Genomic DNA, 20,316 nt, shown 5'->3' on the forward strand with positions numbered 1-20,316 from the left:
TTCCGCCAGTACCATGGCCATAAGAACGTGTCGTTTCAATACGAGGATCGGGACGCCCGTCGCGCGAGATAGGGAGCCACCAGCGCGCGTATGTCTGCGGCCGCTACGTCACCGGCAGCACGCAATGCGCGCTCGCAGCGCCCATATTCGTCAACTGCGCCTTCGAAATCATTGCGGCACAGTTGCTCCTTTATCAGCGCTTTGCAGATCGGTCCGGCATCTGGATAGAAGTCCAATACCGCTAGATATATCGCCCGTGCTTTGTCGGCTTGGTCGGCCGCCTCCAGCCGCTGGCCGAGCCGCAGCCCAAGATCGATCAGTTCGCGACGCACGCGCTCGCAAGCCGGGAGCGACCAGGAAGCGGTTCGCTCGTGCAACAACAACGGACCCGGGAATGCATGGAAGAGCGCCTCCGCGTCTGGCCGCAATCCCTCCGCATTGACCTTTGCGACAGTCTTGAGCCGTGCTTCCCAGTCGGCGAGGTCGACCCAGACCTTGTCCGATGCAAGGCGAAGCTTGCCTTCGCGCTGGACGATGAGGTCGGTCCGTCCCAACAGCTTGCGCAGCCGATGAAGCGCCTGGTCGCACGCCGCCCGCGCCTGGTCGCCGTCGAGGTTGGGCCACAGCCAGTCCTGAATGGTCTCCTGCGAGCGGGTATTTTCCTTTGAGATCGCCAGCACTCGCAGGATGTCGAGGGCCTTCGTCGGCGGCTTCGCGCCGAGCGCGAGAGGGTTTGCATCGAGTTCGAGCCGAAAGCCTCCGAGGACGTGGACCCTGAGCGGCCAGGGCCAGGCGGCGGGCCGCCGGGGCGGCGGCTCGAGCCGGCGTTCGCGGATCAACGACCGGCAGAACTCGGGCTCGATGCCGCGCTCAAGCGCATCGCCAAGCAGTTCGGCGAGCAATTCCGGGACATTGAGCAGCACCATTGGCCAGCTGATGTCGCGCAGCGCTTCCAGGAAGGCCTGCAGCCGGTCGCCATAGTGCGGATCGTCGCTCCACAGGTTCTCCAATGCGGCCGCTGCCAGAATGCATATCTCGGTTCGCTTGTGGGCGCCGCCGTCCAGCCGCGGCAGCAGATCGCTGAGAAGCACGGCGGCTTCGCGCGGCTTCCTGTCCGCCAGCAGCACCTGGAACTGCGTGATGTAGTGCGGCCAGCGCTCGATCATCGGCTCGTTGGCCGCCTCGATGGCAGTCATGAAGCGCTCGCAATCCTGGTAAGCGGCCGTGAAATCGCCTTGCCTGGCATGGAGCGCGGCGTGGCAATCGGCGACGACGGCGACCTGCGTGGTGAAACGGCTGTCGGCGATCTCGGCCAAACGCTCGACCACTTGGTGGAACTCGGCAAAATCGTTGCGGACCTTCATCTGCATTTGCAAATGATAGAGCCCCCCGAACTCCACGCCCCTCAGCGATTCGCGCTCGCCAATTGCGATCGCCGCCCGCAACGCCGCTTCGGCCGACGGATAGGGAAAATCCCTTCTCTTATAGGGAAAATAACGTCCACTTTCCGCACCAAAGGCGACCAGCCACATGCCGAGAATCCAAGGCAGCACGCTCTTGTCACTCAAATCGTCAACGACGCTGTCGACGGCCTTGGCGAACAGATCGGCGCGCATGGTCGATACCGAAAGATCGATCAGCGTTTCGCTGGCAAGCAGCCGCAATCCGCTCGGATCGTGCTCGGGATTCCGGGTCAACCGCTCCAGGAGTTCGGTTTCGAGTGCTTGTCCGGCGGGGCTGCTGCGATAGCAGTCGTCGCCGAAGTTCAGCGCCCGCATCATGCCAATGCGTACCAGCATCGCTTCCTCGGAAGGTAGTTCCGGAAGCCCGCGTTCGATCAGCTCGAACGCCCGTCGCGTCCACATGGACAGACCTTCGTACGTGCGCCAGCTGGCAGTCTTGACCAACACCGCCCGCGACACAGTGAGGCACAGGCCGCGCAGATCGTCGGCCTCGCCAAAGGCTTGCCACGCCTTGGACAGCCAACGCTCCGCCGCAGCGTCGTCGGGCATGTGGGCCACGCCCAGCCAATAGAAATGCCAGCCATTCATGATGGTTTCCGGCAATCGGCCGCACCACTCGATGAAGGTCGCGCGGCTCCCTTGCGCCAGCAAGTCCTCTGCGCGGCTCAGCAGCAGGTCGCTCGCTTGGTCCCAGTCGTCGGCCTGTAAGGCGAGGCGTATGGCTTCGTCATGACGGCCCGCCCCCGCAAGGACCTTCGCCGCCTTTCGCCGGAGCGATTGCTGCTCTTCCCTGGCAATTTGCTGTGCGAAACGACGCTCGAGGAAGTCGCGCAAGAGGTCATGAAGGTGAAAGATATCGCGGTTGTTTTCCGAGCGCGTGACCAGAAACTGTCGCCTGTAAAGCCTGTCGAGCAGCTTTCCTGCTTCGCCCGACCCGATCATCTCGTCAGCCAACCCGGCGCTGATTTCGGGCAGCAGATTGAGTTTCAGCAGCATGTCCTGGTCGACGGAGGGAAGGGAAAGGAAGAAATGACGACCGAGAACGTCGGGCAGCACGTTCTGCCCGCCGGGGACCGTCTCCGTTGTGCCGTCCAGTCCGGCTTTGGTGCCTTGGTCCGCGTGCAGGACGAGCCCGACCGCCCAACCGCGCGCCGCCTCGACATCGACCCGAGCGGCGTCCCTCGAACGCAGGTGGACGAGATCGCGCGCTTCCGCGGTCGAGAATTCGAGCGCGTGGCGGTCGATGACAGCCATTTTGCCCTTGAGAATGAGGTCGCCCAATTCCTCCTGGGGCAGCGTGCGTGAGACACAGATGCAGCGGACGGTGTCAGGAAGTTCACGGAACATCTCGGAAAGCACCGCCCGAAATTCTGCGGTATCGGCGTCGTGCAAATCATCGAGCACCAGAATTGTGCCGGGCTTTAGCCGAGCGAAATAGGCTCTGGAAAAGCGCCTGGCGAACTCCTTCGGCTGCTCGGCATACTCGACGCCGAAGACCGGCATGTCTCCAGCCGAGACTGAGTCCAGCGACTGCGCCAGATATTGAAAGAACCGCGCTATATCCTGGTCGCCCTCATCGACACGGTACCATATGTGCGGCGCCTCGACGCTTTCGAGATAATCGATGACCGCGGTCGTCTTGCCGTAGCCGGCCGGTGCCGCCACCCAGCATACGCTCGACCGCGACACCCGATCGATCGCTTCGAGAACGCGGTTCCGCCTCAATATCCTGGCGCTGCGCGGGGCCGCCAGCTTGGCGATCCGGCCTGTGCCCGAGAGCGGTTGCGTCGCATCGGCTTCAAAGGCATCTAAGGCGGCCATGGGGGCTCCCGCTCGACCAATCATCGAGCGACGGTCGTGCTGCCATGACCGTCCCGCCGATCCGATTGACGTTAGCCTGGCGCAGTCATGCGACAATTCGTGGGGGCTTCGTAGATGAAGCGGCACTGGCTGATCCCGGGAGGGCGGATCTCGATGGTTGCGCAACCTGAAACTGGGCAATGGACGGCGGGCGAACCTCGCACTCGGTCTTCGACCGTCGGCTCCAAATCCGGTAGAAGACCTGATCATGGCTATTCCCTCCGATTGGCAAGCTCATGGGCTGCCTGGCAGTCCTTTCCAAACGCACGAGCTCATCCTGTGCGCAGTGGCATCCGCGCACATCGGTACGGTCACCTAGTTTCCCGGCGATTGATCTCCCAGTTTTCGCAAGCGTGCCTAGTTTTCAAGGCTTGTTGGGCGCCCGGGTCTTCGGTGCCTTACGCAACCGGAAATCGGGAAGCGGACGGGACCGGATTGTGCGAGGGGATGGGCGACCGGTGGATCCCGCACTCTGTTTTCGACAATCCGCTCCAGCGGCCCGCGCGCGGATTGTCCGCACTGCCGCACGCGACGGTGCAGGGCGCACAACCGATCGAGAAATAGCCTTTTTCGATGAGCGGATGCCGGGGGAGGCGATGATGGTCGAGATAGACCTCGATCTGCTGCCGGGTGAAGCGGGCGAGTGGCTCGATCTTCAGGCGTCCGTCAGTTTCTTCCAGCGTCGCAACATCCGTGCGAACTCCGCCATGATAGCGCTTGCGGCCGGAAATCCAGGCCTTGAAACCGCTCAGGGCCTTCTCGAGCGGCAGCACCTTGCGGATGTGGCAGCACCGGTCCGGATCGCTGCGGTGCAGCGATCCAGAGCCGTCGAGCACCCGCAGGACGTTTGCCCGGGGCGTGACGATGCGCACGTCGGTGAGGCCGAGCAAGGCCGTCAATTGCGTACGATAGGCGACCGTTTCCGCAAACAGCTTTCCGGTATCGAGCGTGGCGATGGGGAGCGACCTGTCGATCGATGCGGCCATGTGCAGCAACACCGCAGATTCCGCGCCAAATGAGGAGACGAGCGCTACCTTTCCGCGGAACAAGTCGGTGACGAGTGGCGCCAGCAGCTCGGGTCCGTCGAGATGGTTCAGCTCCGCGATGATGCCTTCATGCATGGCGATTCGGTCCGGTTTTGGCGTGACGCGGCCGGTTCATAGTCTGCTCACGAAATCGAGGACCGCCTGGCGGTCGGCCTCGTCCAGGCCGAAGAAGCGGTCGCGGACGATCTGCGCCGTGCCGCCATGCGCGAACACTGCATCGCGCAGTGTGGTCGCGCGGCCGTCATGCAGGAAGCGCTGGCGCAGGCGGATGCCGACCAGCGGCGTTGTCCGCCATTCGGCGCCGATGGCGTTGCCCTGGATGATCTTGTCGTCGAGCGCCGATCCCATGTCGTGCAGTAAAAGGTCCGAGTAGAGCCTGACTTCGCCTTTTGTGCCCGCCAGCGCCGGCACATGGCATTTGGCGCAGCCGACCGAAGCGAAGAGCCTTCCGCCATCGCTGGCCAGCATTGCGCTTTCGCTCGAGACCGACGGCGAGGCCAGGAAGCCGGCCGAGAACGGGATCAGTGCGCCAGAGGCCAGGGTTGCCGACAAAAGCACTCCGCTGGAGCCGAGGCCGATCAGGCGCCACGCACCGCCGGCTTCGCCGAGACGGCCGATGCGTGTGGTGATCCCGAGCGCGACCATCACCATCAGGAACAGGAACTGGTCGACGTCGAGAATGCCGCGGCGCAATTGCGGATCGAGCGTGATTTGCGAATTGAGCATCACCACGCCGATGAAGGCGACGATGAACCACGGGAACGGGATCGGCGTTGCTCCGGGCGCGCTCTTGCGGCCGCGAAAGAACGTGCCGATGGCCAGCAGAAGCGGGATGAGCATCAGCACCTTGCTGAGCTTGACGAGGGTAGCGGTGTTCAGCGCCCCGTCCGAGACTGCGAAGGAGGCGCCGTAGACCTGCGCCAGTTCGAAGATGCTCGCGCCGACGAACACGCCGTAGAGCCGGTCGTCGAGATGCGGCAGCCAGCCGCCCAGGAACATCACGGGATAGACGAGCAGCGCCGCGGTGCCGCTGAGCGTGATCAGGGCGATCGCAACCCCCGCGCTCTGGTCGCGTGCGCGCATCAGCGCAGCCACTGAGAGAATGGCGGCTGCGCCGCAGACGGCGCTTCCGACCGCGACCAGCAACGCGATCTCGGCCTCCAGCCTGAACAGCCTACGTGCGATGGCGTAGAGCAAAGCCGCGACCAGGATCAGTTCGATGGCCGCCACCGCGAGCGGCATCAGCCCGAGATCGAGGAACAGTCGCGTCGTGATGCGGAAGCCGACAAGGACGACCGCCAGGCGCAACAGGTAGCGCTTGGTGAAGTCGAGCCCCGGGCGCAGGACGTCGGGGCAGGCAAAGCTGTTGCCGATCAGCAGCCCGAAGAGCATGGCGACGAGGACCGGATTGCGCGACAGCGGCTCGCCCAATCCGCCGGCAATCCAGCCGCCCGCAAGGGCGAGCGCGGCCGCCACGGCTATACCGGGCAAGATCGAGTGCGCTTGTTCCGGCGCATGCGAAAACGTCAGGGCGATGCTCATCGCCTGGCCTCCTCGGCCGGGGTGAGCGTTCGCAGATAGGCAGCCACCGCCTCGATCTCTCCGGACCCTTGTTCGACGGGTTGCGTGTCCGTCCCGCTGTGGCCGGAGACGACGCTGGTGATGCCGAGCTCCCTGGTGAAAGCGTCGGCGACCATCTCTTCGAGGACCGCAATGTCGGCCTTCCAGCCATAGCGGCCGACGCGCGTCGCGCCGTTGGCATCGAGGACATAGTGCGGGCGGCCCTTGATCCCGTCGCCTTTGCTGACTGCCTGCGCCTCGATGACGCTGTCGGGTATGTCGTCTATGCCAGCGACGCCGTAGAGGCTGGGCGGCATGCGCAGCGAGATGACATTGGCCTGCTGCGGCAGTGCAGCCGGTTCAGCCGCGATGCCGGCACCATCGCGCAGCATGTAGCGCCGGGCGACCGGGCTGTTGGGATGATCGATCGGGACCGTGCGCCCGGATCCCGGATCCATATGGGCTATCCTGCGCGCGAAACGGTTCTCATCCGCGCTCGCACCGCCGGGGCCGGGATGACAGGACAGGCAGGACGTCGCATTGAACAATGGTCCAAGACCGGTCCGCGGCGTGAAATCGGTGTGAAACAGCTCCCTTCCGCGAGCGGCGAGATCGGGGTTGGCGGCAGCATTTTGCGTCTGCTGGGCCGTCGCCGACACGCCGTGCTCGTCAAAAGCAGGAACCTCGAGCAGCGCTCCGTCGCGGCCGGGAAATCCGGGAAGCTCGCCGCCTATCGTTATCCAGATCCGCTGCGCGTCCGCCGACATTGCGATGGCTCGCAGGCGATCGCCGCCGAGAGGCCCAAGGCCAGGGATGTCGATCGTCGCTCGGGCGAGAAGCCGGCCGTCCTGGCTTATGCGCAGCAGCGAGCCGTCGCCGCGATTGGCGACGAACAGGTCCGACCCCCCGGCAAGCGTCGTATGGCTCGAAAAGTGCGGATTGGCGATCTCGGGGACAGCGGCGGCAATGTCGACTGGACGATCGAATTCCGGCAGCGAGACCATGCCAGCCCCGGCGACCGTGAAATGCCGCCGGTCGTCTTGCAGTTTCAGCAGCACCAGCCGGTCGCGGCCGGGGTCGGCGATGTAGAGAACACGGTCCGGGTTCCACTTGAAGGCAATGCCGATGACGCCGGGATCGTCGCCGCTGTTGCGGCCCATGCTCACCGTGCCAGGGCCGGCTAGGCCGTCGACACCGTCCTGGACATGGATCTGGACCACGCTGCCGTCCGCAGTGACCGCGCCGAACACGGCAAATCCGCTGCCGTCCGGTGACGGGCCGAGAAACGCCGTTCCGAGCGCACCGGTCTGCAGCCCGCCGGGCGTCAGTTGGCCGCTTGCCCGGTAGTTCAGCCGCTTCGCCAGCCATCCGTTGGCCAGCCAGCCGCTCGCCAGCCATCCAGTGGGTTGAGCGATCTGCGCTTGTTCGCGATCGGTAGACCGGCCGGCGAACACGCCGCCGGCCTCGCGGCTTGGCGCATTGTCGAGCGGGGCTCCGTCGGGGTCGACGACGGTGACGCTGCCTTCGCCGGCCAATCCGTTCGGCGCGTTGGCGATCCAGGGCCTTCCAAAGGCGTTGTTGATCGAGATGTAGCGCGGTCCGGATGCCGCCGCCAGCCGCGCCGTTCGAGCCTGGCCATTGTAGCGCCGGTTGAGGAATGGCTCGCTCTGCGCCGTGTAGAGCTGGACTGGGCTCGCTCCGCCATAGTCGGCTAGATCTTGGTCGGTGAGATCCTGCGGAACCAGGATCGTGCCCGATTTGTCGCCGCGCGGATCGATTGACAGGATCGCGCCAGGTTTGAATACGAGATCGCCTTGTGGCGCGCCGAAATTGCTGCCTACCGCGACCAGAACCCTAAGCGGATCGAGCACACGTCCTTCGCGCGTGGTCAGCAGGAATTCCGGATTTCCCGGTATCGGTCCGCCATTATGAAAACGCCCCACCTCGCGCACGCCGGCCACGCCCGGCAGCCCGACGGCGACGATACGGGCGCCCAGGCGCCAGGCGGAGATGTGATCGCTGGTGAAGCCCACCGTCGGCAGCAAGATGAAAGACACCGCTGTCATTCCGGAGATAATCCGGCCAAACGAAAGGTCCAGCGAGGCGCAGCTTCGCCGCGACCGACGAGCTCTGACGAAATCCATAAGCACCGCGGCAAGGCCCTTGCGCATTGCGACATCCCCGGCTCGATACCTCGATGCGTCTACATGCGGCCCCGAGCATGTGACGCTTATCTCGACGCAATCATTGAGCGGGTGCACTTACGTATCGTGTACGGCACCTCAACCGCCGGCCGTATCTTGCGCTTTGGGGGAAGGCGTGCGGCCGCGCGCGCTTCGCAAGGCAAGCGCTTGTCGGGCAAAGGTGATTATGGGCATGGCGAGGTTGCCGCGAACGGCAAATTTTCAGAACTCGAGCGCCTGCCTGAGTGCCGGGCCGCTCCTGACGCGCAAATCGAGGTCGGCCTCGATATGGTCGATGTGGTGCAGCATCAGCGCGCTGGCGCGTTCGGCATTGCCATTTTCCAGCGCCTCGAGGATCTGCGTGTGTTCGTTGTGGCCGCAGCTCGAGATGCCCGAGCGGCCATAGAGTGCGATCACCAGCGATGAACGAGCGACCAATTCCTCCATGAAGCGCTGCAGGATGACGTTTCCCGCGACCGACGCCAGAAGCAGGTGAAAATCCCCCGACGCCTTGATCTCCGATCGCCTTGCGTTCGGTCCGCGTTCGGCGATGAAACGGCCTTCTTCGTCGAGCTGGGCCTTGAACGCGGCGACATGCGCCGGCGTCATCCGTCCGGCGGCGGCGATCGCGATGCCTGGTTCGATGAGCCGGCGCGAAGCAAAAACCTGCCGCGCTTCCTCCGGCGACGGATTGGCGACGAAGGCGCCGCGATTGCGCTCGGTGCGCACCAATCCCTCGAAGGAAAGCATCTGCAGTGCGGCACGCGCCACGGTGCGGCTGACATCGAACAGCGTGCCGACTTCGCCTTCGGAAAGCTTTGTTCCCGGCGCCAGCCGGCGATCGACGATCGCGTCGCGCAACTGGTCGCGGATCGCCTGCGCGCGATCCTCGTTGGCGGCCTCGATAGCAGGGAAGGTCTGGTCGGCAATGTTCATGGCAGTGGTCCTGCCTTCTTCTACCCTGAATCGCATCGCTTGGACGAGAGACAAAGTGAATACAGAGATGAAAAAGATTGCATACGATCTTTGCGGAGATCGGCGGCAATCGCCTATAATTTGTGCATTGCACAAGGCCGACGTATCGGCAGCTACATAGAGGCGGCCCTGATTTCTTCGAGGATTCAGTCAGTTGGTGCGGCGGTGCGCAACTGGCACGCATGATGCTTTGGCTAATCCGACCAAAGGGGAAGCTGGATGTCCAAAGCCGCCGAAATCGACATTGTGTCCGTTTCGAAAGTCTATGGCGCGACGACTGCCGTCGAAGGCATCAGCCTGAAAATCCCTGCCGGAACCTATTGCTGCCTGCTCGGTCCGTCCGGCTGTGGCAAGACCTCGACGCTGCGCATGATCGCCGGGCACGAGAGCATATCGAGTGGCGACGTGCGTCTCGGCAACACAGTGGTCACCGACCTGCCGCCGGCCAGGCGCGGCACTGCCATGATGTTCCAGTCCTACGCACTGTTTCCGCATCTCGACCTGATCGACAACGTCGCCTTCAGCCTGAAGATGAAAGGCGTCGGCAAGGAGGAGCGCCGCGCCAAGGCGCTCGACATGCTGAAGCTGATGCAGATGGAGGCCTATGCCAGCCGCCGCCCGGCGCAGCTTTCCGGCGGGCAGCAGCAGCGCGTTGCCCTTGCGCGCGCCTTGATCACCGATCCCGAGGCGCTGTTGCTCGACGAACCGCTTTCGGCGCTCGATCCTTTCCTGAAGATCCGCATGCGAGCCGAACTGAAGAAGCTGCAGACGTCGCTCGGCATCACTTTCGTCCACGTCACCCACAGCCAGGAAGAGGCGATGGCGCTGGCCGACCTGATCGTGGTGATGAACGACGGCCGTATCGAGCAGGCGGCGCACCCTCGCACGGTGTTCGAGCGGCCGGCCACGGCCTTCGTCGCTCGTTTCATGGGCGACCACAATGTCATCTCCGGGCGCGTCGCCGGCAGTCGCGACGGCATGGTCGTTTTCGATGTGCCCGGCGGCGTCACGCTCGCCGCCAGCGGGCAGGGCAGGGAGACCGGGGAACCCATCGACATCGCCATTCGCACCGACCACGTGCGCATCGGCGAGCCGCCGGCAGCCGGGCTCGGCTTCACCGGCATTATTGCAAACGTCGAGTACCGCGGTTCGACCGTGAAGCTCTCAGTCAACGGCGCCGGCATCGAGGATTTCACGGTGATCGTCGACGACACCAGCTTCTTCGCCAGGCCGGTTGCCGTCGGCGACGCAGTGCCGATCGCCTGGGACGCCGAGGACGCGATCGTCCTTGGCCGTCTCGATTCCTGAAATCCAGCATAACCAACCAAAACAGGGGAACTGAACATGACCAACACCACCGACAAGAAGACTGGAATATCGCGACGTTCGCTGCTCAAGACAGGTGCCGCCGCCGTCGGTTTCGCCGCCGGTTCCGGCGCCATATCAGGCTTTCCGACCATCTGGGCGCAATCGAACATCACGCTGCGCCAGTTCGGCACCGGCGTATCCAACCTCAATGCCATCGCCGACAAGTGCAAGGCCGACCTCGGCATCACGCTGGAGATGACAGCAACCGATTCCGACGCCGCCGCGCAGCGCGCTGTGACGCAGCCCGACAGCTACGACATCGCCGACATCGAATACTGGATCTGCAAGAAGGTGTTCCCGACAGGCGTCCTGCAGCCGATGGATGTCAGCAAGCTGAAATATTACGACGAGCTGGTGCCGCTGTTCAAAACCGGCAAGCTGACGCCGGACAGCGTCATTGCCCAGGGCACCGCGCCGCATACCGTCGGTTACGTCGAGGCGCAGGACAGCAAGGTCTTCGCCAAGGCGCCGACCAACTGGTTCACCATGGTGCCGACGATCTACAATGCCGATACGCTCGGCATCCGCCCCGACCTCGTCGGCCGCGATATCACCACCTGGGCCGACATCATGGATCCGGCCTTCAAGGGCAAGACCGCCATCCTCAACATCCCGTCGATCGGCATCATGGATGCGGCGATGATCATGGAGGCAACGGGCAACATCAAATACGCCGACAAGGGCAACATGACCAAGGAGGAGATCGACAAGACGATCGACTTCCTGATCAAGGCCAAGCAAGCCGGCCAGTTCCGCGCCTTCTGGAAATCCTTCGACGAGAGCGTCAACCTGATGGCTTCAGGCGAAGTCGTAATCCAGTCGATGTGGTCGCCGGCCGTGGCCGCGGTCCGCTCCAAGGGCATCGCGTGCCGGTTCCAGCCGCTCAAGGAAGGCTACCGGTCCTGGGGTGGCGGGCTTGGCCTGGCAGCCCATCTCTCCGGCGCCGAACTCGATGCCGCCTATGAATACATCAACTGGTACACGTCCGGCTGGGTTGGCGGCTATCTCAACCGTCAGGGCTATTACTCGGCCAACATGGTGTCGGCCAAGAAGTTCATGTCCGAGGACGAGTGGGGCTACTGGATCGAAGGCAAGCCGGCAAAGGGCGATATCCTGTCGCCGGACGGCAAGGTCATGGAAAAGGCTGGCGCCGTGCGTGACGGCGGCTCGTTCGAAGAGCGCATGGGCAAGGTCGCCTGCTGGAACTCGGTCATGGACGAGGACCGCTACATGGTGAAGCGCTGGAACGAGTTCATCGCTGCTTGATGCCCTCTGCCTTCTCCCCTTGTGGGAGAAGGCAGATTGGCGCGCAGCGCCAAGACGGTTGAGGGGTGCTGGACGGAGCACTGTTGGTGCCAAGCTGGAACACCCCTCATCCGATCGAGCTTCGCTCGGCCACCTTCTCCCACAGGGGGAGAAGGGCACACCCCTCAGTCGCATCGCCGACTTCGACCGAGATATAGATGGCAGTAGCGCTCGAACAATCCACGCACGTTACGTCTGCAAGGCCTGCCAGACGTAGGCGCTCCTTTGCCGGAGTCGCACCCTATCTCCAGGCGGCACCGCTGGCGCTGATCCTCGGCGCGTTCCTCCTGCTGCCAATTCTGATGATCGCCGTGGTCTCATTCTGGGATTACGATTTCGCGGCGATGTATCCGGATTTCCTGACCACCAATTATTCCGACACGCTCGGCTCCTGGGTCACCTGGAAAACCTACCTGAATACGCTGAAATACGCCGCCATCGTCTGGGCGCTGACGCTGTTCATCGGTTTCTGGGTCGCCTATTTCCTTGCCTTCCATATCAGGACCACGGCCATGCAGATGGTGCTGTTCCTTGTCTGCACGGTGCCGTTCCTGACCTCTAACATCATCCGCATGATCTCGTGGATTCCGGTGCTTGGCCGCAATGGCCTGGTCAACTCGACGCTGGTGCAAATGGGGCTGATCCCGAAGCCGATCGAATGGCTGCTCTATTCCGAATTCGCCGTGGTGCTGGCCATGGTGCATCTCTATACGCTGTTCATGGTGACGCCGATCTTCAACACGCTGATGCGCATCGACAAGTCGTTGATAGAAGCCGCGCGCGACGCCGGTGCTTCCGGCTGGCAGGTTCTGTGGAACGTCGTCATTCCGCTCGCCAAGCCCGGCATGGCGATCGGCACCATTTTCGTCGTCACCCTGGTGATGGCCGACTTCTCGACGGTGCAGGTGATGTCCGGCGGGCAGAGCGCCTCCGTCGCGCTGATGATGAAGAACCAGATGTCGCTGCTGCAATATCCGGCAGCTGCCGCCAACGCCGTCGTGCTCTTGGTGCTGGTGCTGCTGATGGTCGCGGGCATCCTGCGCATCGTCGACATCCGCAAGGAGCTGTGAGGCGATGAGCCAGGACAAGCGCACCCTCGAATTCTATGTGTTGGCGGCGTTCTTCGGTCTTTTCGTGTTGTTCCTCTACGGCCCGCTTTCGGCGATCCTGATCCTCTCTTTCCAGGGCGAGAACGGCGGTCTGACATTTCCGCTGAACGGCGTGTCGCTGCACTGGTTCGCCAATTTGTTCGAGCGCCAGGCGGTCGGCGACTTCGGCGGCAGCTTCAAACGCTCGCTCGTCCTTGGCCTGATGGTGATGGTCGTCACTGTCGCCGTGTCGCTGCTCGCCGGCCTGGCCTTCCGGCAGAAATTTCGCGGCGCAACCGCACTGTTCTATCTGGCCGTCGCCAGCCTGGTCGTGCCGTCGATCATCATCAGTCTCGGCATCGGCGTCGTCTTCCAGCAGATCGGCTTCCGCCCCGCCTGGTACACCTCCGCTTTCGGCGCCCATCTGACCTGGACCTTGCCTTTCGGCGTGCTGATTATGTTTGCTGTCTTCAACCGGTTCTCGCCAGCCTATGAGGAAGCCGCGCGCGATCTCGGAGCATCGTCGTGGCAGACCTTTGCCCATGTCGTGCTGCCGATGATCGCGCCCAGCCTGATCGGCGTCGGCCTGTTCGGCTTCACTCTGTCATATGACGAGTTCGCCCGCACGCTGATGACCTCGGGCACGTTCAACACGTTGCCGCTCGAAATCTACGGCATGACGACGAATGTCACGACGCCGGTGCTCTATGCGCTGGGCACCGTGACGACCGTGTTTTCCTTCCTGGTGATCCTGCTGACGCTCGGCGCAATCGTCTATGTCGGCCGCCGCCGCGAGCGTGCCTGACAGTGCAGATCCTCGTCGTCAATCCAAACACCACCGCCAGCATGACCGACACTATCGCGGCGGCAGCCCGATCGGTCGCTGCTCAATCGACGAAGATCGTTGCCGTCACCTCGTCGATGGGACCTGTATCGATCGAAGGCTATTACGATGAAGCACTTGCCGTGCCCGGCCTGCTGGTCGAGATCGCCGCCGGCGAACGCTCCGGCGCGCAAGCCGCGATCATTGCCTGTTTCGACGACACCGGCCTCGATGCCGCGCGCGCCATGGCCAACATTCCGGTCATCGGCATTTGCGAGGCATCGCTCAGCACGGCCTCGTTCATCGCCCAGCGCTTCACCGTCGTCACCACCACCGGACGTTCGCGCGTGCCGGTCGAAGGCCTGGTGCAACGCTATGGCATGGCGGGGCGGGCACGCGTGCGCGCCGCCGACATCCCGGTTCTTGCCCTCGAAGATCCGGCGTCCGACGCACTGCTCAGGCTGCGCAGCGAGATTGCGCGCGCCATCGACGAGGATCGCGCCGAGGCGATCGTGCTCGGCTGTGCCGGCATGGCCGATCTGGCGGCGGCGCTGCAGCGGGAATTCGGGCTTCCGGTCATCGACGGCGTGGGCGCTGCCGTGAAACAGGCCGAGGCATTGATCGCCCTTGGCCTGACGACATCCAAGCGCGGCGCCTATGCAAGCCCGTTGGCAAAGTCTTATCATGGCGCGTTGAAATCCTTCGCGCCTGGCGCCGCCGAGTGATCGCAATGCCCCGAACGATCCGAACGCTCGCACGTGAAGAAGTGCAAACCCTTGTCGATTGGGCGGCGGCGGAAGGCTGGAATCCCGGCCTTAACGATGCCGCGCTGTTTCAGGCAGCCGACCCGCAGGGCTTCATCGGCGCCTTTATCGATGGCGAGATGGCGGCCGGCATTTCGGCCGTCGCCTATGGCGATGGTTTCGGCTTCATCGGCCTCTACATCTGCCGGCCGGACAGGCGTGCCCAAGGTCATGGCAAGGCGGTCTGGGATGCCGGCATAGCGCGGCTCGGCAAGCGCACGATCGGCCTCGACGGCGTTGTCGAACAGCAGGCCAACTACCGCAGCATGGGTTTTGCACCGGCCTACCGGACGATCCGGTTCATGGGGTCACCGAATGTCCCGGCAGCCGTCGGCAACGACATTCGCGCCATAGGGCCGGAACTCGTGCCGGACATACTGGACTATGACCGCCGCTTCTTTCCCGGTCCGAGGCGATCCTTCCTGGAACACTGGCTGCGCCCGCCGCACATGGCGCTTGCGATCCTCAAGCACGGCGCCATTGCGGGATACGGCGTCGCGCGCCAATGCCGGGACGGCTGCAAGATCGGCCCGCTCTTTGCCGACAGCCTGGACGCGGCAAGCCATCTCTTCGCCGCGCTCGCGCACATGTCCGGTCCCGGAAACGTCCATCTCGACGTTCCCGAAACCAGCCGGCAATTTGCAGACTTGCTGTCGTCCGCAGGCCTTCAACAGGGCTTCGAGACGGCTCGGATGTACAAGGGAAAGGCGCCGCAGCTCATGCAGTCCGGAATTTTTGCGATAACGACGTTGGAGTTGGGGTGAGGCGGTACAAGCCGACTTCCAGTGCAAAGTCGGGCAACAGGACTACGCGGTCTATTTTTCCTGAACTGAAATGCCGGAATCGTCGATGCGAAGTTCCACGCCTTTCGGCCTAGTCTCCTCGCGATAAACGTAAATCCCCAACGCAATAACGGCGACGGCCAAAGCGCCGATGATGAGATAAAGATAGTTCTGCTTCATCCGCTGTCGTTAACAACATGATGTGGGCGAGTCTAGCAGTTCGGGTATCAGGACGGCGGCCGGAGACGCACGTCGATCAGCCATCCAGCCGGTCGCGCAGCATGCTCCAGGGGAGCACCATGTTTGGTGCATGCCGCATCAGGCTATGGAACGGGATCGGCGACGGCGGCGCAAACGGCAGCGGCAAATCCTGAGGTTTTGTTCCATCAGCCCAATCCGCAAGCACCTTGCCCATCGCAGTGGTCATGGCGATGCCGCGTCCGTTGCACGCCAAGCCGGCGATCAGCCCGGGGCCGAGATCGCCGAGGTGCGGCAGGAAGTCGGGCTCGACGGCAGCCATCCCCGACCAGCTGTATTCAAGCGGCGGGATGTCCGGGAGATCGAGATGCCCGGCAAGCCGCCGCCAGATCGCCCGCGGCACCCGCGTGTCGGCACCGGGGCCAAAAACATGCATGCCGCCGGTGATCAGCCTGTTTTCGCCGTCGAAGCGGAAGGTGAAGAGATTGCGTCTTGTGTCGCCGACGCCTTGCCCGCCAGGAAGCAGGCGAGTGCGTATTTCGCGCGGCAGCGGCGCTGTCGCGATCTGGAAGATTTTCAGCGGGATGTAGGTTCGCTCAAGCGTGCGGTTCAGCGACCCGCCATAGGCATTGGTGGCGACCAGCACTTTTTCGGCACGCACCGAACCGGCAGCCGTCTTCAAAGCCCAACCATCGCCTATGTGATCGATCGACGCGACACGCGTATTCTCGAAGATGCGCGCTCCGGCCTTTTCCGCCGCGTCGGCCAATCCGCGCGCATATTCGACCGGATTGAGGACGCCACCCGATCTGTCCATCCAGCCGCCGAGATAACCGCGAACGCCGGTCAGCTCTTCGACCGCTTGTCTATCCAGCGCAACAGCCGGCCTTCCGCGTGGTGCCCATTGTTCGGCGCGCGATCTGGTCTTTTGCAAAGCGGCCGGTGAATGGGCTGGTTGTATCCAGCCGCTCTGGACGGCATCGCATTCGATGGCATGCCTCCTGATCAGGTCGAAGACGAGGTCGGCGCTGCCGGCGGCGAAATCGACAAGGCGTTCGCCGCGTTCGGGCCCGAGCTGGGCAATGATATCGTCGGGGTCTCTTTTCGCGAAATTCGGCACGACGAAGCCGGCATTCCTGCCGGTTGCCCCCCAGGCGATGATTTCCGCCTCGAGGACGGCAACCGAGATGCCTTTCTCGGCACTGTGCAGCGCGGTGGAAAGACCTGAAAACCCGCCGCCGACAATTGCCAGATCGACATCGAGTGCGCCTTCGAGGGTGGGCCGGTCGTGGCGACTGCGGCTGACGGCATGCCAAAGGGAAACGCCGTGCGGCCGGGTTACGGCGTTCATGAGCCGCTCTCGCTCGGGGCCACGCGTGCACGCTTGCCGAACCTTGGACGCCGCAGCCTGTCGCCAAACAGGCCGTTCGGCCTGACCAGAAGGATGACGCACAGCATCACGCCGATGGCGACGATCTGCAGCGAAGCGGCGCGGGCCTGCTGTTCCGGCGAGAACAACACACTGGTCAAGGCTCCCGATCCGGCCCATATCGCCCAGACCAGGATGCTGCCGATGACGGCGCCGATGTTGCTGCCCGAGCCACCGACGATCAGCATCACCCAGACCTGGAAAGTCAGCGCCGGCAAATAATTGTCCGGGGCGATGAAGCCGGTGAAATGCGCCTGCAGCGCACCGGCAAGCGCCATGATGGCGCCACCGACGGCAAAGGCCTGGACGCGGTAGAACCGTGCGCTTTTGCCTAGGGATATCGCGGCCCGCTCATCCTCGCGAAGCGCCTTCAACACGCGTCCCCACGGGCTGCGCGACAGATGCTCCAGCGCGAGATAGACGATCAGCGTCACTACCGAGACGATCGCAAGGTTCGAAAGGTTGAACAGCAACGGCGTTTCGGCAAGACCGCCGAACGGACGCGGAATAAAGCCGATGCCGAACGGCCCGCCGGTCAGCTTCTGGGCATTGAGCGCTATCAGTTGCACGACGACGGCGACGCCGAAAGTAGTGATCGCCAGATAGTCCGATCTCAGACGTAGCGTGGCAATGCCGGTGATGGCGGCGGCGACGCCGCCCAACAGCATGGCGCCAAGCCAGCCGATAAGGATCGGCAGGTCGAAGCCGCCCAGGCGCGCGGCATCGTCGGGCGTGGTCAGCAGCGCCGAGGTGTAGGCGCCGATGGCAACGAAGCCGGCGACCCCGACATTGAAAAGCCCGGTCAGCCCCCATTGCAGATTGAGCCCGAGCGTGATGAGCGAAAAGATCAGCGCGGTGGTCAGGAAGAAGGCGCCGTAGCCGAGCAGATCCATCAGCGTTCCCTCACTCCGAAAAGGCCGATGGGCCGCACGAACAGCACCGCCATCAGGATGATGAACGAGACGGCTGCCCGCCATTCGGCGCCGATCAAATGCACGGCAGCCGCTTCGGCCATGCCGATGATCAGGCCGCCGAGAACGGCGCCAGGCACGCTGCCGATGCCGCCGAGGATGGCGGCCGCGAACATCGGCAGCAGCATCTCGAAACCCATGAACGGGCGGACCTGGATGAGAATGCCGATCATGACGCCGGCGACGCAGGCCAGCGCGCCGCCGATGATCCAGGTGACGCGCACCACCCTGGCGACGTCGATGCCGACGATGCGGGCAAGTGCCGCGTTCTGGCTCAATGCCTGCATCGAGCGGCCGGTCTGGGTCCGCGTCATCAGGAGATGCACGCCGAGCACCAGCACGGCGGTCAGCAGCAGCAGCGCGATCTGGTCCGGGGTGATGCGGATGCCGAAACCTATCGGCATGGCGATCTGGATCGCCCGGCTGAAATAGGTCGGACGCGAGGTGAAGATGAATTCGAGCAGGCTTCTCAGCGCCATCGAGGCGCCGAAGCTCGCCATCACCACGATGATCGCCTGGCCCTTGGCCCGCAGCCGCGCGAACAGCACCATGTCGAGCACCAGCGCCAGCAGGCCGGTGGCCGCCATGCCGATGATGAGCGCGACGATCAGCGGCCAACCGAAGGAGAGGGGCGCGATCGGCGCGATCTTGCCGAAAATCGCGCCAATGGCGCCAACCACGGCGAGCGTCGCATAGGCGCCCCAGGCCATGAAGTCGCCATGGGCGAAGTTCGAGAAGCGCAGGATCGAATAGGTGAGTGTCACGCCGATGGCGCCGAGGCCGATCATCGAGCCTGCCAGCAGTCCGTCGACGACGAATTGCAGGTTCATGCCGCGCTTCCTTGTCCAAGATCGAGGCGGCGCTGGCCAAGATAGAGTTCAGCCACGACCGGGTCGCTCCAGAGCTCGGAGGCGACGCCTTGGTGCCGCTCCTTGCCCTCAACCAGCACATAGGCGCGGTCTCCAATGGCAAGCGCTGCCTTGGCGTTCTGTTCGACCAGCAGGATGGTGACGCCGGACTTTCGGATGCCGGCCAGCATCTCGAACACCATCGCCACGAATTTCGGCGACAGGCCGGCCGACGGCTCGTCGAGCACCAGCACCTTGGGATGGACAATCAACGCCCGGGCGACGCCCAGCATCTGCCGCTGTCCACCCGACAGATTGCCCGCGGCCGTTCTGCGCTGACGGGCGAGATCGGGAAAGGCCGCATACATCTCCTCGATGCGGGCTGGGACCTCGCGCGGCCTCAGGATGCCGCAGGCGACCCTGAGATTGTCCTCGACCGACATCAGCGGGAAGATGTTCTCTGTCTGTGGCACGAAGGCAAGGCCACGGCGGACCATGATGTGAGCGGGCGACGCCGTGATATCCTTGCCGTCCAGCAGCACCGTGCCGCCGGTGATCGGGACAAGGCCGGCGATGGCCTTGATAAGGCTCGACTTGCCGGCGCCGTTGGGACCGAGAACGACGACGATCTCGCCCTGGTCGACGGTGATCGAAGCGCCGCGCACGATCGGAACGCCAGGCTCGTAGCCGGCTTCGAGATCGCGGACATCGAGTACCTTTTGGCTCATGCCGTGCCTCCGAGGTAGGCCTCGATGACGCGCGGGTCGCGCGCCACCTCCTCCGGGGTGCCTTCGCACAGAAGCTGGCCGCTTGCCATGACCAGGACGCGGTGGCAAAGCCGCGTCACCATTTCGATATTGTGCTCGATCAGCAGGAAGGTGATGCCGCGCGCATTGATGTCGCGGATGCGATCGATAATGATCTCGAGCAGGGTTGCGTTGACCCCGGCCGCCGGCTCGTCGAGCAGGATGATGGCCGGGTCGGCCATCATCACGCGGGCCAACTCGAGCAGCTTGCGCTGGCCGCCTGAAAGCACGCGCGCAGGTTCGTGCGCGAGGTGAGCGATCGTGACGAGCTCGAGCAGTTCGACGGCTCTTGTCTCGGCAGCCCTTTCTTCGGCAGCGACTCGCCGGGGCGTCAGGAAATTGGCGAGCAGTTTTTCTCCAGTCTGTCCTTGCGCGGCCAGCATGACGTTTTCGATCAGCGTCAGGTTAGGCAAGGGCCGGGGGATCTGGAACGTGCGGCCAAGGCCGCGGCCGATGCGGCGATGGGCTGCTTCCCCCGACACCGATACGCCATTGAGGAGGATTTCGCCGCTGGTCGGCAGAATGCTGCCGGCGAGCAGGTCGAACATCGTGGTCTTGCCGGCGCCGTTCGGGCCGATGAGGCCGAGTATTTCACCCGGCCGGACGTCAAACGAGACATTGTTGACCGCGACGAGGCCGCCGAAGCGCTTGACGACGTTCCTGGCCGCCAGAACCGGCGTGCGGATCTCCTCCTGCCGTTCCGTCGTGTCGCCCATGAATCCCTCAGGCCGAAAGCGATCTTCGCCGCCTATGATTTGATTTGTGATCACACTTGCTTTGATCACGCTATTCGGCTTTAATTTCTTCC

Annotated in this window: 17 protein-coding genes; 6 read left to right on the plus strand and 11 right to left on the minus strand. The window is 63.7% G+C overall.

What is annotated here, in order from left to right; genetic code table 11:
* Positions 1–35 precede the first annotated feature (35 nt).
* The 5 genes from NKI41_RS01045 to NKI41_RS01065 all read right to left on the minus strand — a co-directional run bounded on the left by NKI41_RS01045 (position 36) and on the right by NKI41_RS01065 (position 9,048).
* Positions 36–3,284, minus strand: coding sequence for an AfsR/SARP family transcriptional regulator (locus NKI41_RS01045; RefSeq protein ID WP_352680966.1), 3,249 nt, complete (start codon positions 3,282–3,284; stop codon positions 36–38).
* A 437-nt stretch (positions 3,285–3,721) separates the two neighbouring features.
* A complete protein-coding gene (locus NKI41_RS01050) occupies positions 3,722–4,444 on the minus strand; it encodes a phosphoadenylyl-sulfate reductase (protein ID WP_352502966.1) in 723 nt (240 codons plus the stop codon).
* 36 nt (positions 4,445–4,480) lie between these two features.
* Positions 4,481–5,911 (minus strand): putative sulfate exporter family transporter, encoded by a 1,431-nt coding sequence (locus NKI41_RS01055; protein WP_352472925.1) that lies wholly within the window; start codon positions 5,909–5,911, stop codon positions 4,481–4,483.
* Positions 5,908–7,995 carry a di-heme oxidoredictase family protein gene (locus NKI41_RS01060; RefSeq protein ID WP_352680968.1) on the minus strand — a complete coding sequence of 696 codons (2,088 nt, stop codon included), beginning with the start codon at positions 7,993–7,995 and terminating at the stop codon, positions 5,908–5,910. The genes NKI41_RS01055 and NKI41_RS01060 overlap by 4 nt, the downstream gene beginning before the upstream one ends.
* Positions 7,996–8,334: 339 nt before the next feature.
* Positions 8,335–9,048 carry a GntR family transcriptional regulator gene (locus tag NKI41_RS01065; protein WP_023676076.1) on the minus strand — a complete coding sequence of 238 codons (714 nt, stop codon included), beginning with the start codon at positions 9,046–9,048 and terminating at the stop codon, positions 8,335–8,337.
* Between the two features lie 258 nt (positions 9,049–9,306).
* On the opposite strand from NKI41_RS01065, the gene NKI41_RS01070 reads away from it, so the two are divergent.
* The 6 genes from NKI41_RS01070 (at position 9,307) to NKI41_RS01095 (ending at position 15,238) form a co-directional block, all read left to right on the plus strand.
* Positions 9,307–10,395, plus strand: coding sequence for an ABC transporter ATP-binding protein (locus NKI41_RS01070; protein WP_352472207.1), 1,089 nt, complete (start codon positions 9,307–9,309; stop codon positions 10,393–10,395).
* A gap of 36 nt (positions 10,396–10,431) precedes the next feature.
* Complete coding sequence (locus NKI41_RS01075; protein WP_352472208.1) at positions 10,432–11,721, plus strand: ABC transporter substrate-binding protein; 1,290 nt, start codon at positions 10,432–10,434, stop codon at positions 11,719–11,721.
* A gap of 197 nt (positions 11,722–11,918) precedes the next feature.
* Entirely contained in the window at positions 11,919–12,830 is a 912-nt protein-coding gene (locus tag NKI41_RS01080; RefSeq protein WP_352472210.1) for an ABC transporter permease, read from the plus strand.
* 4 nt (positions 12,831–12,834) lie between these two features.
* On the plus strand, positions 12,835–13,653 hold the full coding sequence (locus NKI41_RS01085; protein WP_352451583.1) for an ABC transporter permease: 819 nt from the start codon (positions 12,835–12,837) through the stop codon (positions 13,651–13,653).
* 2 nt (positions 13,654–13,655) lie between these two features.
* Positions 13,656–14,396: an aspartate/glutamate racemase family protein gene (locus NKI41_RS01090; protein WP_352472211.1), complete on the plus strand. Its 741-nt coding sequence runs from the start codon at positions 13,656–13,658 to the stop codon at positions 14,394–14,396.
* A gap of 5 nt (positions 14,397–14,401) precedes the next feature.
* A complete protein-coding gene (locus tag NKI41_RS01095) occupies positions 14,402–15,238 on the plus strand; it encodes a GNAT family N-acetyltransferase (RefSeq protein ID WP_352472212.1) in 837 nt (278 codons plus the stop codon).
* Positions 15,239–15,289: 51 nt separating this feature from the next.
* Here the strand turns inward: NKI41_RS01095 and NKI41_RS01100 are convergent, their stop codons facing one another.
* The 6 genes from NKI41_RS01100 to NKI41_RS01125 form a co-directional block, all read right to left on the minus strand.
* Positions 15,290–15,436, minus strand: coding sequence for a hypothetical protein (locus NKI41_RS01100; protein WP_352452379.1), 147 nt, complete (start codon positions 15,434–15,436; stop codon positions 15,290–15,292).
* Between the two features lie 76 nt (positions 15,437–15,512).
* Entirely contained in the window at positions 15,513–16,805 is a 1,293-nt protein-coding gene (locus tag NKI41_RS01105; protein ID WP_352472214.1) for an NAD(P)/FAD-dependent oxidoreductase, read from the minus strand.
* Positions 16,802–17,779, minus strand: coding sequence for a branched-chain amino acid ABC transporter permease (locus NKI41_RS01110; RefSeq protein ID WP_352472315.1), 978 nt, complete (start codon positions 17,777–17,779; stop codon positions 16,802–16,804). The genes NKI41_RS01105 and NKI41_RS01110 overlap by 4 nt, the downstream gene beginning before the upstream one ends.
* Positions 17,776–18,684 carry a branched-chain amino acid ABC transporter permease gene (locus NKI41_RS01115; protein ID WP_352472215.1) on the minus strand — a complete coding sequence of 303 codons (909 nt, stop codon included), beginning with the start codon at positions 18,682–18,684 and terminating at the stop codon, positions 17,776–17,778. Before NKI41_RS01115 ends, NKI41_RS01110 begins: the two co-directional genes overlap by 4 nt.
* The gene (locus tag NKI41_RS01120) at positions 18,681–19,430 is read right to left on the minus strand and encodes an ABC transporter ATP-binding protein (RefSeq protein WP_352472217.1); all 750 of its coding nucleotides are present in this window, start codon (positions 19,428–19,430) and stop codon (positions 18,681–18,683) included. Before NKI41_RS01120 ends, NKI41_RS01115 begins: the two co-directional genes overlap by 4 nt.
* Positions 19,427–20,224, minus strand: a complete 798-nt coding sequence (locus NKI41_RS01125) for an ABC transporter ATP-binding protein (protein WP_352472219.1) — start codon at positions 20,222–20,224, stop codon at positions 19,427–19,429. The genes NKI41_RS01120 and NKI41_RS01125 overlap by 4 nt, the downstream gene beginning before the upstream one ends.
* Positions 20,225–20,316: the final 92 nt, after the last annotated feature.

Source organism: Mesorhizobium sp. M0601 (assembly GCF_040320845.1).
Classification (GTDB): Bacteria; Pseudomonadota; Alphaproteobacteria; order Rhizobiales; family Rhizobiaceae; genus Mesorhizobium.

Excerpts from the sequence above, each read along its gene's own strand:
- NKI41_RS01115 (WP_352472215.1), bottom strand. The coding sequence starts at position 18,684 with ATGAACCTGCAATTCGTCGTCGACGGACTGCTGGCAGGCTCGATGATC.
- NKI41_RS01075 (WP_352472208.1), top strand. The coding sequence starts at position 10,432 with ATGACCAACACCACCGACAAGAAGACTGGAATATCGCGACGTTCGCTG.
- NKI41_RS01050 (WP_352502966.1), bottom strand. The coding sequence starts at position 4,444 with ATGCATGAAGGCATCATCGCGGAGCTGAACCATCTCGACGGACCCGAG.
- NKI41_RS01045 (WP_352680966.1), bottom strand. The coding sequence starts at position 3,284 with ATGGCCGCCTTAGATGCCTTTGAAGCCGATGCGACGCAACCGCTCTCG.
- NKI41_RS01120 (WP_352472217.1), bottom strand. The coding sequence starts at position 19,430 with ATGAGCCAAAAGGTACTCGATGTCCGCGATCTCGAAGCCGGCTACGAG.
- NKI41_RS01055 (WP_352472925.1), bottom strand. The coding sequence starts at position 5,911 with ATGAGCATCGCCCTGACGTTTTCGCATGCGCCGGAACAAGCGCACTCG.
- NKI41_RS01105 (WP_352472214.1), bottom strand. The coding sequence starts at position 16,805 with ATGAACGCCGTAACCCGGCCGCACGGCGTTTCCCTTTGGCATGCCGTC.
- NKI41_RS01125 (WP_352472219.1), bottom strand. The coding sequence starts at position 20,224 with ATGGGCGACACGACGGAACGGCAGGAGGAGATCCGCACGCCGGTTCTG.
- NKI41_RS01070 (WP_352472207.1), top strand. The coding sequence starts at position 9,307 with ATGTCCAAAGCCGCCGAAATCGACATTGTGTCCGTTTCGAAAGTCTAT.
- NKI41_RS01095 (WP_352472212.1), top strand. The coding sequence starts at position 14,402 with ATGCCCCGAACGATCCGAACGCTCGCACGTGAAGAAGTGCAAACCCTT.
- NKI41_RS01060 (WP_352680968.1), bottom strand. The coding sequence starts at position 7,995 with ATGACAGCGGTGTCTTTCATCTTGCTGCCGACGGTGGGCTTCACCAGC.
- NKI41_RS01085 (WP_352451583.1), top strand. The coding sequence starts at position 12,835 with ATGAGCCAGGACAAGCGCACCCTCGAATTCTATGTGTTGGCGGCGTTC.
- NKI41_RS01080 (WP_352472210.1), top strand. The coding sequence starts at position 11,919 with ATGGCAGTAGCGCTCGAACAATCCACGCACGTTACGTCTGCAAGGCCT.
- NKI41_RS01100 (WP_352452379.1), bottom strand. The coding sequence starts at position 15,436 with ATGAAGCAGAACTATCTTTATCTCATCATCGGCGCTTTGGCCGTCGCC.
- NKI41_RS01065 (WP_023676076.1), bottom strand. The coding sequence starts at position 9,048 with ATGAACATTGCCGACCAGACCTTCCCTGCTATCGAGGCCGCCAACGAG.